Source organism: Streptomyces sp. 11x1 (assembly GCF_032598905.1).
Taxonomy (GTDB): Bacteria; Actinomycetota; Actinomycetes; order Streptomycetales; family Streptomycetaceae; genus Streptomyces.
This window is the reverse complement of record NZ_CP122458.1, coordinates 4,815,907-4,828,117: the sequence shown is the minus strand read 5'-3', so window position 1 is coordinate 4,828,117 and position 12,211 is coordinate 4,815,907. Positions and strand designations below refer to the sequence as shown.

The following is a 12,211-nucleotide window of genomic DNA, read 5'->3' as shown; positions in this document are numbered from 1 at the left end:
TGATGCTCAAGACGGTGAACCGGGTGCTGCTGGGGCTTCTCGGCCTCGGACTGTTCGCCCTGGGCGGCGGCGTACTGCTGGGCGGCCTTGACCTGCAGCGCCACTGGGACTTCGGGATGCCGGGCTGGTGGCCCTTCCGCGGGCCGGCCGACGTGGTGCTGGGCGTCGAGGGACGCACCCGGTGGCGGGAGGAGGGCTGGTGGTGGCCGACCGTCATCGCGGTGCTCGCCGTGCTGCTGGTCCTGCTGCTGTGGTGGCTCCTCGCGCAACGCGGACAACGCCTGGGCCAGGTCCTCGTCGCCAGCGAGGACGGCGAGGTGTCCCGGCTCAACGGCCGCACCCTGGAGGATGTCATCGAGGAGGAGGCGCAAGCCCTGGACGGGGTCTCGCGGGCCCAGGTACGGCTGGCGGGCCGACGCACCGCTCCCACCGCGCGCGTACGGCTGATGCTGGAGCCCCAGGCCGATCCAGCGCTGACCCTGGGGCGACTGAGCCGGGAAACGCTCGCAGACGCACGGGACGCGGCCGGCCTGGACCGCCTCCCCTCGAAGGTCCGACTCCGGGAAGTCCGCCACCGCGCCCGACGCGCTGCCTGAGTACCGCCCCCTGGGCCGAGAGTCGCACGGGGCCGTCGGCGGCGAGGCGTCCAGGACTCCCGGAGCCGAACGCCCTGGCATGCGGCGGACCGAACGAATCGCACGCTGCCTGGCGCAGTCGCCTCGCGATCGGCGTGCTCGCGCGGCGCCGGCCATCTTTCGTCGTGACCATCACCGATGTGCCCCACCGATCCCAGGGTTCTCAGGTCCCTCCGTAGCCGGGAGACCGCGCAGATCCCGTGGTTCCGCCCAGGAGGCGTCCCGTCATGGTCCTCTTCCCGACCCTGCTCATCGCCGGATCGCTCTGGTCGTCATCGGCGCGACCATCGACGGTGCGCTCTACCTGATGTCCGTCGGCGTACTGCTTCTCGTCGCCGATCTGGTCTACCTGGTGGCCCGCTCCATCCGGCGCTCCCCCCGGCATACGGCACGCTGACCGGCTCCGGTCCCCGGCCGCCCAGGACCCGTCCGGGCCCGACCCGCTCGGCACGTCATGGCGGACCCCGAACGGTGCGGCGACCACGAAGTCCCGCTCGGCCATGAAGCGCCAACGACCCCGGCGTATGCACACCGGGGTCGCCCTTCCGGGCCGGTCGCACGTGAGTTGTGCCGACCCGCTTTCATGCTACATCTGGAGCGCATTTCGGGCATTCGGCGTTTCGCGGCGATCGCTTCCGGCTCGTACGGGGAGGGCCACCACCGGACGGCCACGCCGCACGACAGAGCGCCGCCGAGGGTTCTGGTGACGTGTGTGACGGCTTCTTCGATCCGGGGGGCCGTTGCCCGTGGGCGGGCGGAGGCGCAGCCCCTCCTGCCGCTCCAGTGGGCGAGCGTTTCGTCCGCTGACTGATCACGGAGCGCCGCGTCCGGCACGCCAAACTCGGCTGCCCAATAGGCAAACCCCAGGCCGCCGACCTGGGGTTTCATCGTGGAGCGGGCGACGAGAACCGAACTCGCGCTCTCAGCTTGGGAAGCTCGGGTGTTCGAGAGGCGACTGCCCGTCTGGCCTGGGGCGAGGTGGCTTCAGCACCGGGCTCGTCGTCCACCGGCTCCCCGACGTTCCCCGTGGTTCCCCGCTGGATCTGGCACGGATCTGGCACGAGGGAGCCGTGGGCAGGGGCATCCTGAGGCCCAACAGTTGTGCCTACGGGGGGGCGGGCAGGTACGCCTTCTTGGCGTCTCTGTTGGCGGTCCGGCTACGGGCCATCGCAAGGGTGTGGCGGACCATCACGTCGCCAGGGGCTGACCCATACCTGCGTCAGCAGACGGCACTTTAGTCAGCGCCTTGAGAGGTGGTACATAGTGGTCGGAACAATCACGGGCCTTATCGGTACGGCCGTAAGCCTTATTGCATTGGTGATCACGCTTGTGGACCGGCGCAAGGTTGATCAGCTACGCCGGAGAGAGGACGCTCACGGCATCACCGTGCATCTGCAAGAGTTGCGTGAAGAAATCCACGACTTCAGCTGGTCACATCTTGGCGACCAGATTGTGGTGAGGAATGACAGTACGCGGCCTATCGAAATACTTTCAGTCCACTTAGTATTCGGAACTCGCTACATCGTTGACCGATCCCGACCGACGTACCTTAGCCTCATCGGGGTGCCACCCGGACGTCTTACCCAGTTTCTCACTCCCGGGGCGACAATGTCCGTCCCCGCTCCCATCCAAGAGGATGTTGAGTCCCTCGGTGGCTCGTGGCCTGCGGGCAGTGAAGCCCTTGGACCTGGGGTCATATTCCGAGATGGCGACGGCCGTGAGTGGCAACGCAACCAATTGATGCTGCGGCAGGTGAACCGTGCCAGCAGCACCAGAGCGATCAGGCGCGGTATCTGGTTCGAACAGCATCGGTGGTTCACAGCGCTCGATGACTGGTTCTACCGACGCGCCGTGCGGAAGGCCCGCCGTCATCCGGCTCGGCTTCCGTGGGAAGTTCGCTTCGCCGGCATTTTGTGGGGTTGGCGCGCCGGCATGCAGAGTGACTCCACGTTGCCGCCCGGTGCCCCCCCTACGTGGCGGTACAACGAACTCCTTCCCCATGGATAATTCGGCACGTTCCCGTGATGCTGACTACGGGCGAGGTGGTCGCAAGAGTCCGCCGGGCTTCGCCAGGGTGCCTGCGGTCTGTGATGACTGACTGCGGTCGCGGTGGTTGCTGTACTTCGCTGCTGTGCAGCAGCGCACCCTCTTCATGCCAGTTCTCCGGGCTTCGGCATAACTCACCCAGTGTCGCAGATCAACTCGGGGAGCCCAGGCCAGAGGGGGGGTGGGGGTGGTCACCCGTGGGTGCCGACTGTCAGCGTTGGTCGGCCTCGCACGGCCCAGAGACGGCCCACGAGGCTGCGCCGCCGATCGAGCACGCTGCCCGCGGCACACGATCGGTGCACATCTTGATCAGTTCATGGGACTAGCCGTTCAACAGCCGTTAGTCTCACGGCCATGGCGACACCCGAAGAGATCGAAGCCCTCCTGCGCCAACCCGAGGGAGTTGATCTTGAGTTCAAGAATGCCAGAGTGCATCCTCGCATACTCGGCAGAATTATCGCCGCATTCGCCAATACGCGCGGTGGCACGATCATTGTTGGCATTGACGATCGACCTAATCCAACGGCGGGCAGACTAACCGGCGTCGATCCGCACGCATTTGAACGCCTCGTAAATTACGCGCGCAGACACCTGGATCCCCAACCCGAGATACGAGCCTTTTGCGTTACAGCACAAGGCAAACAGTTCGGCGTAATCCGCGTAGAAGCGTCCCAAAACACGCCTGTATCCAGTGATGGCCAAGTGGCAATACGAGTGGGATCGAGCATTACGACGATACCCGCATCGAATTTCACTCCTCGTTCATTCAGCACCCCTGATTCGAATCAAATAGTTCCCGAAGTTCGAGCGGCTTCGCTAAATCTACGCCGACCGTTCCGGCGTCGCAACGTCCTGATTATAGCGACCGCAGCCCTCGTTCTGCCTGGCGCGCTTTTTCTGGTCCGGTTCCTACAAGGAAATGATCCTGCATCTCTTACGCCCGGAGCAGCCCTACTAGGCTTCTCAATTCTTTTCGCTGGGCTAATGGTGGAACTCGTAGGGTGGAGGCCCAAGGACGAAGACGTCGCCCAAACGCGAGAGAGGGTGCGGCAGGCTGAAGCCGAACTGGAAGAGGAACTCCGCTCCCCCCATGCCGATGCTTCGCAGTCACAAGCGGAGGATGAGGAGCAGGCACGCCTGACGCTTTCCGCCCTCTGGACAGTGACCCATCGCCGATTGGACCACTACCATGGCATTGCACTAGAACAAGCAGCCAAATCGTTCCGCAACGCCCAGATCGCCATGACTGTCGGCTTCATCTTGCTAGTTGCGTTCGCCGCTGTGGCCTTCTTCGCCAGCACGACAGCTGGCGCCGTCGTAGCTGGCGCACTCGGCGCAGTCTCCGCTGCTCTCGCTGGATATGTGAGCAGAACCTTCGTTAAATCACAGGAAACTGCTGCCGAGCATTTGCGTGCCTACTTTGATCAGCCACTTGAGTTCTCCCGCTATCTAGCTGCTGAACGGCTGATTACTGACGCCCGTCTCGAAACACAGCAGCGAGCGGAAATCCTGAGTTCTTTGGTACAAGCGATGATCGCAGGGCCACCTTCAGATCGTGGTGCTCAGGATATTTCGCAATCCGGCCAAGGCAGGTAGGCGCCACAACCTCAGCTCCCATCCCGTCTGCCGTCGACCCACACACCGTGGCTGCTCGGCTCTGCCTGGGTCGACGGCAGACGGGATGGGAGCTCCCCGCGCACGCCACCAACGGCCGGCACTCGCGAACGGCGCCCCCGCCATCTCGGAGCCTGAGCGCCCCCGCCGGAGGCATGTCCTTGACCCGCGGGTGAATTCCTCGCTTCTGCCCGCATGCACGTAGCGCGCCGCCGGGCGCGGCCAGCCGGGGCGCAGACAGGAGGCAGGCCGCGCCGCAGAGGCGGCGCGCGCCCGCGCCGTGCGCGGGCTCTTGAACCCGTGAAGAAGGTTGTTACTCAGCAGTGGATGCGATTCGCCACAAGGGTGGGTCGTACTTCTCCGGACGGCTGCTGATGAGCAGTTGGCGCAGGTCCTCGCGTAGGGAGCCGTTGAAGTTCAGCGCCTCGGTGATGCGGCGGAACGTCGTGTGGGTGACTCCGCGGCTTCGGGCCTCGGCCTCGAACTGATCGAGTTGGGTCAGTACAGCTTCCGGGTCGAGCTTCGTCGGTGGCTGGTCCTTGAGCCATGTCGCCTTGTTGCGCTCGTAGTCGATCTCCGAGTACCCGCAGATTTCGCGGCTGTGTGCTTCTGCCTCGTCCAGGGTGGCGGTCGTCGTGATGGCGCGGGCCAGCTGGTTCCGGCTCAATGCCTCGTCCAGGTCGACTCCATGGACGGTCGGCCCTTCGTCGGTGAGAGGGACGGGAAGGCCGGCGTCTCGCATCTCGCACGTGCCGCGTACACCTCGGGCCGTAGCCGCCAGCATCCCGGTTGCCTCGGAGGGGTGCCATTCCAGGACCGAGCTGGTCGGTTCAACGTCCTTGGCCGTGAAGGTGTGGACGAGCGGGCCGAGTGTCCCGCGCAGCGCATCGGGAGGCAGTTCGCCGTCCAGACCGGGGCCTGCCACCAGGAGGCGGATCGGTGCGTTCACCTGGCAGCATGCGGCGAGTGTCACGGCGTCGGCGAGCGGGCTCTTCAGTGTGGGCTCATCACCTCGGGCGAGGATGTCGCCGCCAACGTCCAGGAGATCGATCGACTCCGGTGACAGGTGGCTCACTAGTTCTTCGAGCTGGCGGGTGATGCCCTCAACTCCGTGGCGCGGGTCGATCAGTGCAAAGGTGTGCGGAAGTTCTGCCGCTAGGCGCGGGAGTGTGGAGCCTGCTGGAGCGATCGGGCGGGCCTTGGCCGGCACTGCCCAGACTGCTGGGGTGAGGTGTTGGAGGCCGGTGAAGTTGTTCGGTCCTCGGGGGCCCGGTACCGGGTCGATCAGTAGGCGGTCCCACGCGTACGTGAGGATCACCGCCTGGTCCTCGTCGCCGTAGAGGGCGGCGTGAAGCATTGCGGCGGCGACTGCGTCGCCCCCTCCTCCTGCTGCGACGATCAACCGCGTCATGCGGTTCAGCCTACGGGGTCGAGGGTTGACCACTCACTCTATAGTGGCTACTGGCCATAGCCACTTGGGCTGGGAAGATGAGGAGGAGACATGCCTCAGATCGAAGAGGCTCAGCCGAAGTATCTCCAGATCGCGCACTACATCCGTGATCAGATCCTTCGGGGCGACCTGCGGCCGGGGGACGAGGTGCCCTCGGAGCGGCAGTTGGCTGCGAACTGGAAGGTGTCCCGTCCTACTGCCGCGCGGTCGTTGGAGGCGCTGAGTCATCAGGGGCTCGTCGAGAAGCGCCAGGGATCGGGCACGTATGTGCGCAGCCTGGAGGTCAACCGGCGGGCGCGTGAGCTGTACGGGCGGGCTCGGCAGACCGGGAAGATCTACACGCCCGGTGAGTACGCGGTGATCACCTCGGCCGGTTGGATGGAGGCCCCGGATCACGTTGTTGAGGCTCTGGGCCTGGTCAAGGATCTGCGGGCTGTGCATCGGCGGCGGGTGACGAACAACCAGGACGGGCCGATCACGCTGTCCACTTCGTGGTTCGCTCCGGACGTCGGCCACCGCGCCCCGAAGCTCCTGGAGCCGGAGCGGATCCAAGAGGGGACGCTCATGTACGTCGAGAACATGACGGGGCGCCAGGGGAGTTACGCCGAAGACCGCATGTGTGCTCGCAGTGCGACGGAGGAGGAGGCGGCAGACCTCCAGCTGCAAGCCGGGTCTGCGGTCCTGATCGTTCATCACGTCGTCTTCGACCTCCAGGACCGGCCGTTGGAGTTCGCCGAAGCCACCTATCCGCCGCATCGCTGGGCGTTCGAGCAGGGCTACCCGCTCACCTGATGGTCCGGGAGTTGTGTCGAACCGCTTGCACAGTCCAAGTGGCTAATGCCACTATCCAGGAAGTGGCTAAGGCCACTTGGATTCGGAAGGGGGCACGGAGTGACGAGTCAGCGGCCGGACCAGGGCGCGCGTGCAACTTGCCGGGGATGCCGGGGGCGCGGTTGGAAGCGCGTCGGCTCCCGCACGGCACTGGCGCTCTCCACGGCCAACGACCGCCTCGGTGCCACGTCGAAACGACGCTGCCTCGACTGCGACGGCAGCGGCAAGGAGTGAGTGCGGATGGCCTACACGATCGACCGCTTTCCCTCTGCGGACTCACCGCGACTCGGTGCCATGACCTTGCACCCCGTCGCGGAGTCCGTACCTCGGGCGCGGCGCTGGTTCCGGAAGTTCATCGCTCCGTACAACCCGGCCTGCTCGATCGACGACTGTGTGTTGATGATCTCGGAGCTGGTGACCAACGCCATTCTCTACGGGCGGGCAGACGAGACCTGGACGGTGCGCGTTGCTTGGTATCGCGTGGAGACGTCGCTCCGGATCGAGGTGCACAACCCCGGGTTCCCGGCGAGTGTGCGCATGCGGCAACCGGAGGCCAACGACGCCCACGGGCGCGGGTTGCTCCTTGTCGACTCCATCGCCGAGTCGTGGCACTCCGGTCCAAGTCGCTTCGGCGGGACAGTCGTCTCCTTCGACGTCGCCGACGCGTGGCCGTCCGATGAGGGCTCCGGGCCGGTTCTGTCCTGACGGCCCGGTTGTCGCTAGTCTGGTTGACCAGTTGACTTGGCCAATCTCGACAGGCGGCGTTCATGGCGTATGAAGTGGCGGCACCGAAGTATGTGCGCCTCGCGCAGACGCTCCAGCGCCGCATTGAGGACGGCACCTATCCGTCCGGCACTCGGGTGCCCAGTGAGAATCAACTTGTGCAAGCCTTCGGGATGTCCCGACCAACCGTCGTCCGGGCACTGGACCTGCTCAAGCGTGACGGCTGGCTGGAGTCCCGACAGGGATACGGCACGATCGTCCGCGGGCGTCCGGCCGTCGTGGAGCACAAGGACCGCCGGGGGAGCGAAGCGCTCACACGTGATGAGACGCAGATGCCTGGGCGCCTGGTCGAGGTCGGTCAGGTTCCAGTTCCGGCGCGCGTCGCCTCCGTGCTCGGGTTGCCGAAGCGTGCCAAGGTCCTCATGCGTCGGTTCCTCGTCGTGGAGGACGGCGAACCCGTCGAGCTGGTCTCGTCGTACTTCCCCGCCGGCCTGGTTGAAGGCACCGATCTGGAGAGTGCGCAATTGTTGAGCGGCGGCACTCGTGCTCACCTTGAGGCGCGGAAGAAGGTTCGCTTCGACCACGTGACGGAACGCGTCTCGGCTCGGCTTCCGGAGCGGAGCGAGGTCGAACTTCTGGAGCTGCCGAACGGCGTGCCCGTCCTCAGCGTCCTGGTGGTCGCGTGCGACGCTTCCGGTCAGGCCCTGCAAGTCTCTGACGTGCTGCTGCCCGCTGATCGTCAGGAACTCGAAGACACTTACCGGCTCACCTGAGCTGGCGGCTCGCTGCTGCTCGGCTGCGACGGCCTGTCTCAAGTGCGTCGACTGGCGAGTCGGTAGACCACGTATGAGAAACCGAGGATGACGTCGACGGCTGCCCAGAGGCCGATGATCAGTCCCACGCCGATGGTGGTTCCTACGTCGCTCGCGTCCTCGCACAGCTGCAAGGCGTCACCGGTCTGGCCTCGGCACTCTTCGGGAGTGCCACTGCCGCTCGCGGCGCCCGTGATCACCCAGATCAGAAACAGGATCTGGATGGCCAGGAAGACCCACAGAAAGATCCGATGTCGCTTCTTCGGTCGGGGTGCCGTCTCGCCCTGATAGGGGCTGCCTGGCGGGGGTCCTTGCGGTGGTGCAGACCACGCGTTCGGTGGTGGCACGGGCCCCTGTGAGTTGCGGGGACCCCACGACTGCGGCTCCTGAGCGCGGTGTTGGTCATCCATGGCGCGCCCTCCTCTACTGCCTGGGTTCATGGTGCGCTTGCGTCGTCGATCGCGCTCGTTGGTCGCCAGGAAGCCACTTGACAAGTCAACTTGGCATCTCTAACTTCGAACTTGCTAAGTCAACTTGTCAGGTGGCAAGTTGATCGACTCGAAGGAGAAATCTCTGTGCGTGTGATCCGCGTTGACGCCTCGTCCGCCACGATCCTGCTCACCGAAGCGCCGGCGCCGAAGGTCCGTGACCGGCAGACCGGTGAGATCGCCAAGGATGCCGTGAGCGGTGAGGCACTGATGACGGTCGGCGTCGTCTTCATCGACGAGGGCGAGTCGTCCCTGATCCAGGTCACCATCCCCGAGAGCGGGGTGACCGACGGGCTGACGGTCGGTGCTCCCGTCTCGCTGCCGGGGCTCGTCGCCCGGCCGTGGGAGAGCGTGTTCAACGGCCAGCAGCGGCACGGCATCGCCTACCGGGCCACCGCCGTGGCTCCGGGTGCCTTCCCGATGGCGCAGGCGGGCTGATCGCCGTGACCGACCTGGTGATGCTGGCCGAGTGGGGTGCGCCGCTCGCTGCGATAGGCGGCGGTGCGCTCTACGCCCGGCACGCCCACCCTGCGGTGTACTGGTCCACGGTCGGGCTGCCGGTCTCGGTGGCCCGGCTGCTGGCCTCGTACTCCTCGACGATGGACGCGTGCGGCCTGACGGTCTCGCCGTCCCGGTGGCGTGCGCTGGCCGTCAAGGCGACCACTCGGCGGGAGATTCGGCCCGTGCCGCCTCGGCGGGGCATGATCCGGCCCACCTCGACCGGTCTGCGGCTCCGGCTGCGGCTCGCTCCGGGACAGGAACCTGCGGATGTGGCGGCCTCGGCCGAACGGCTGCGGCACGCCTGGGGCGTTCACGCCGTGTACGTGCGGGACGTCAAGCCCGGGGTCGTGGAACTGCGGCTCGTCGGCTTCGACGTCTTGCGCAAGGTGCGGATGCCTCGTCGGACCGTCGCCGGGCCGCTTCGGGTGCCGGTGGCTCTGCGCGAGGACGCGACGGCGTTCGTACGGGACTACCGGGCCGTACCGCATCAACTCGTCCTCGGCGCCACGCTGTCGGGCAAGTCCATGTTCCTGCGCAACCTGCTCACCGGGCTGGCCGCTCAGCCGGTCGTCCTCGTCGGGATCGACTGCAAGCGCGGCGTCGAGCTGGCCCCGTTCGCGGCCCGGCTCTCCGCCCTGGCCACCGACCCGGTACAGGCTGCCGAGCTGCTGCCCGTGCTGGTGAAGGAAATGGAGGAGCGCTACGACCTGATCAAGGCACGGCAAGGCATCGGCCCGGGGACCCCGGACGAGCTGATCACCTCGGACATCTGGGGCCTGCCGGATGACGAACGCCCCTCTCCCATCGTGCTGTTCATCGACGAGGTGGCGGAACTCTTCCTCGTCGCCACAAGGAAAGAGGAGGAACGGCGGGACGAGATGGTCACCCAGCTCATCCGCCTCGCTCAGCTCGGTCGCGCGGCCGGCATCTATCTGGAGGTGTGCGGGCAGCGCTTCGGTGCGGAGCTGGGCAAGGGCGCCACCATGCTGCGGGCGCAGCTGACCGGCCGGGTCTGCCACCGCGTCAACGACGAAGCCTCCGCGAAGATGGCGCTCGGTGACATCGCCCCTGAGGCGGTCTATGCGGCCTGCGGCATCGCTCCCGAGCTGCCCGGCCTGGCCGTCGTCGGCGACACGTCCGGCGGCTGGTCCCGCGTCCGTACGCCGCACCTCTCCCTCGCCGAAGCGGCGGCCATCTGCCGCGAGACGGCCCACCTCGCACCCGACGTGCCCGCGCTCGCGCCCTTCCGTCCCTACGTCCCGCCCGTGCCCGTGGAGGCGTCCGGGCCGCCCGTAGCAACTCCTCGCTCCGTCGCCGAGTAGCCGCACCCGCCACCACGGTCGGCGCGACCGTCCCGCGCCACGTCCCTACCCCACCCATGCCTGAAACCGGAAGGAGTCGCGCCGTGCGTGCCCTGCCCGTCCGTGTGGACGCCGTACTCGTCCAGGCGCTCATCGCCGCCGCGCTGTCCTTCGCCCACCTGCACGACCTTGCCTCCGCCGCCGGACAGGACGGCTGGAAGGCGTGGGCCTACCCGGTCTCCGTCGACCTGCTGATGGTGGCGGCCTGGCGGCGGCTCCGCTCGGGGGAGGCGAAAGCCGCCGGGTGGTGCTGGTTCCTCGTCGCACTGGTCGCCTCCCTCGGTGCCAACGTTGCCACCGCCGGGCTGCTCGACCTGGAGAACGTGCCTGCCTGGCTGCGCATCGTCGTCGCCGGGTGGCCTGCGGTGGCCTTCCTCGGAGGGACGCTCCTCGCCCACGGCGCACCGAAGACACCCCGCGCCATGGCCGACACCGAACCGCCTTCGAGGGTCTCGGACTCGGCGCCCCAACCGCCCGCCATAGAGGTGGAGCCGCCCGTGACGGTGGCCGATCTGCCATCCGTCGAAGCCGGATCGGCTCCGCCCTCACCCGCCGCCGTACCGCCCGCCCTCGTCGCCCTCGCCCGGAAGGTCGCCGACGAACACCACGCCCGAACCGGCACCCCCATCGACACCTCGACCCTTCGCGCCCGGCTCGGCGTCCCCATGCCGCTGGCCGAAGCCATCGCCGCTCAACTCACCTGACCCCGGAGGACTTACCACCTTGCGACCGTCCACGCTCCGCGCGCTCAAGCGTGCCGCCGAGCTGACCCGACAGAACCGCCTCACCGAGGCCGTGCTCATCGCCGAACCGGTGATCCTCGCCGCCGACAGCTACGAGGGCGACGAGATCTTGCGCTGGCTCGCCGACCACGTCACCGACTTCACCGGCGAGACCCCCAACGACCAGAAGGAGAACCCCTGATGCCCGCCAACCGCCGCTTCCGCAACCTCGTCCGCATCGGTCCCGTCCAGGTCGGCACGTACTACGACGGACGTGGCCGTGAGAAGCACACCGCCGCCTGCACGGCCCCGCGCTGCGGCTTCTCGACCGACTACGACAGCCGGGCCGCCGCCGAGCTGGCCGCGCGCACCCACCGCTGCGCCGTCCGCTGATCCAAGACGACCCACCCGAGGAGATCCCGTGACCATCTCGCTGCCGCTCGTCTTCGTCCTGGGCGTCATCGCCTGGGCCGCGATCAAGTTCCTCGGCGTCCGCCTGTGGGTCGCCGCCGTGATCGCGCTGTTCGGCTTCTGGCTCTCGCACACCGTCCTCGCCCCGGCCATCGAGTCCGGCACCCGCTCCGGGGTCGACGTCGTCAACGGCACCCGCGACTGAGCCAACGACCGCAAGCAACCGCAAAGGAGACCTGCCGTGTTCCGTCCCAAGCTGCCCGACACTCCGCACGTCCCGAGCATCACCACACACATCCCGCAGAACCACGCCCCGGTTCCGGCTCACTCCGCCGGCCGCCCGATCGCCCCGTTCATGAGCGTCGGTGTCGGCGCGGTCGCCGCCGTGGTCGTCGTGGGCGTCGTCCTCACCGCGCTCCTGGCGGCGGTCGCCGTCTCGGCCATCTCCGTGGCCATCGCCGCCGTCGTCCTGCGCTCCCTCGTCAGCAGCACGAACAAGCGCTGACCGGCCGCCGGGGCGGCAACAAGCCGCCAAGCATCCCGCCGCCCCGGGGCCGTCCCTCCCAACCGCCGAAACAGCCGAAGGGAAGACCCATCATCACCCGGCAGACTCCGCC

The 12,211-nt window shown here is 67.2% G+C and carries 13 protein-coding genes; 12 read left to right on the top strand and 1 reads right to left on the bottom strand.

Translation table 11 applies throughout. From position 1 onward, the window contains the following. Positions 1–2 precede the first annotated feature (2 nt). Together amaP and P8T65_RS21080 are read left to right on the top strand one after the other, a co-directional pair. The gene (gene amaP / locus P8T65_RS21085; RefSeq protein WP_316726850.1) at positions 3–596 is read left to right on the top strand and encodes an alkaline shock response membrane anchor protein AmaP; all 594 of its coding nucleotides are present in this window, start codon (positions 3–5) and stop codon (positions 594–596) included. A gap of 2,439 nt (positions 597–3,035) precedes the next feature. Further along, entirely contained in the window at positions 3,036–4,277 is a 1,242-nt protein-coding gene (locus tag P8T65_RS21080) for an ATP-binding protein (RefSeq protein WP_316726849.1), read from the top strand. 331 nt (positions 4,278–4,608) lie between these two features. Here the strand turns inward: P8T65_RS21080 and P8T65_RS21075 are convergent, their stop codons facing one another. Further along, positions 4,609–5,706 carry a DUF1152 domain-containing protein gene (locus P8T65_RS21075; protein WP_316726848.1) on the bottom strand — a complete coding sequence of 366 codons (1,098 nt, stop codon included), beginning with the start codon at positions 5,704–5,706 and terminating at the stop codon, positions 4,609–4,611. A gap of 90 nt (positions 5,707–5,796) precedes the next feature. Between P8T65_RS21075 and P8T65_RS21070 the strand changes: the two genes are divergently transcribed. From P8T65_RS21070 to P8T65_RS21025, 10 genes are all read left to right on the top strand, one after another. After that, positions 5,797–6,537 (top strand): GntR family transcriptional regulator, encoded by a 741-nt coding sequence (locus P8T65_RS21070; protein ID WP_200309260.1) that lies wholly within the window; start codon positions 5,797–5,799, stop codon positions 6,535–6,537. Between the two features lie 279 nt (positions 6,538–6,816). Beyond that, positions 6,817–7,281: an ATP-binding protein gene (locus P8T65_RS21065; RefSeq protein ID WP_316726847.1), complete on the top strand. Its 465-nt coding sequence runs from the start codon at positions 6,817–6,819 to the stop codon at positions 7,279–7,281. Between the two features lie 62 nt (positions 7,282–7,343). Next, entirely contained in the window at positions 7,344–8,072 is a 729-nt protein-coding gene (locus P8T65_RS21060) for a GntR family transcriptional regulator (RefSeq protein ID WP_316726846.1), read from the top strand. 614 nt (positions 8,073–8,686) lie between these two features. Beyond that, on the top strand, positions 8,687–9,037 hold the full coding sequence (locus P8T65_RS21055) for a hypothetical protein (RefSeq protein ID WP_316726845.1): 351 nt from the start codon (positions 8,687–8,689) through the stop codon (positions 9,035–9,037). Between the two features lie 5 nt (positions 9,038–9,042). Then, positions 9,043–10,422: an FtsK/SpoIIIE domain-containing protein gene (locus tag P8T65_RS21050; protein WP_316726844.1), complete on the top strand. Its 1,380-nt coding sequence runs from the start codon at positions 9,043–9,045 to the stop codon at positions 10,420–10,422. A gap of 83 nt (positions 10,423–10,505) precedes the next feature. Next, a complete protein-coding gene (locus tag P8T65_RS21045; protein WP_316726843.1) occupies positions 10,506–11,165 on the top strand; it encodes a DUF2637 domain-containing protein in 660 nt (219 codons plus the stop codon). Between the two features lie 19 nt (positions 11,166–11,184). Beyond that, positions 11,185–11,385 (top strand): hypothetical protein, encoded by a 201-nt coding sequence (locus tag P8T65_RS21040; protein WP_316726842.1) that lies wholly within the window; start codon positions 11,185–11,187, stop codon positions 11,383–11,385. Then, positions 11,385–11,576 carry a mobile element transfer protein gene (locus P8T65_RS21035; RefSeq protein ID WP_033530338.1) on the top strand — a complete coding sequence of 64 codons (192 nt, stop codon included), beginning with the start codon at positions 11,385–11,387 and terminating at the stop codon, positions 11,574–11,576. Before P8T65_RS21040 ends, P8T65_RS21035 begins: the two co-directional genes overlap by 1 nt. A 28-nt stretch (positions 11,577–11,604) precedes the next feature. Then, complete coding sequence (locus P8T65_RS21030) at positions 11,605–11,799, top strand: hypothetical protein (RefSeq protein WP_316726841.1); 195 nt, start codon at positions 11,605–11,607, stop codon at positions 11,797–11,799. A gap of 36 nt (positions 11,800–11,835) precedes the next feature. Then, a complete protein-coding gene (locus P8T65_RS21025) occupies positions 11,836–12,099 on the top strand; it encodes a SpdD protein (RefSeq protein WP_316726840.1) in 264 nt (87 codons plus the stop codon). Positions 12,100–12,211 lie beyond the last annotated feature (112 nt).

What these genes read in the sequence shown, in the direction of transcription:
- P8T65_RS21065 (WP_316726847.1), top strand. Translation starts at nt 6,817, where the DNA reads ATGGCCTACACGATCGACCGCTTTCCCTCTGCGGACTCACCGCGACTC.
- amaP (WP_316726850.1), top strand. Translation starts at nt 3, where the DNA reads ATGCTCAAGACGGTGAACCGGGTGCTGCTGGGGCTTCTCGGCCTCGGA.
- P8T65_RS21070 (WP_200309260.1), top strand. Translation starts at nt 5,797, where the DNA reads ATGCCTCAGATCGAAGAGGCTCAGCCGAAGTATCTCCAGATCGCGCAC.
- P8T65_RS21035 (WP_033530338.1), top strand. Translation starts at nt 11,385, where the DNA reads ATGCCCGCCAACCGCCGCTTCCGCAACCTCGTCCGCATCGGTCCCGTC.
- P8T65_RS21060 (WP_316726846.1), top strand. Translation starts at nt 7,344, where the DNA reads ATGGCGTATGAAGTGGCGGCACCGAAGTATGTGCGCCTCGCGCAGACG.
- P8T65_RS21075 (WP_316726848.1), bottom strand. Translation starts at nt 5,706, where the DNA reads ATGACGCGGTTGATCGTCGCAGCAGGAGGAGGGGGCGACGCAGTCGCC.
- P8T65_RS21080 (WP_316726849.1), top strand. Translation starts at nt 3,036, where the DNA reads ATGGCGACACCCGAAGAGATCGAAGCCCTCCTGCGCCAACCCGAGGGA.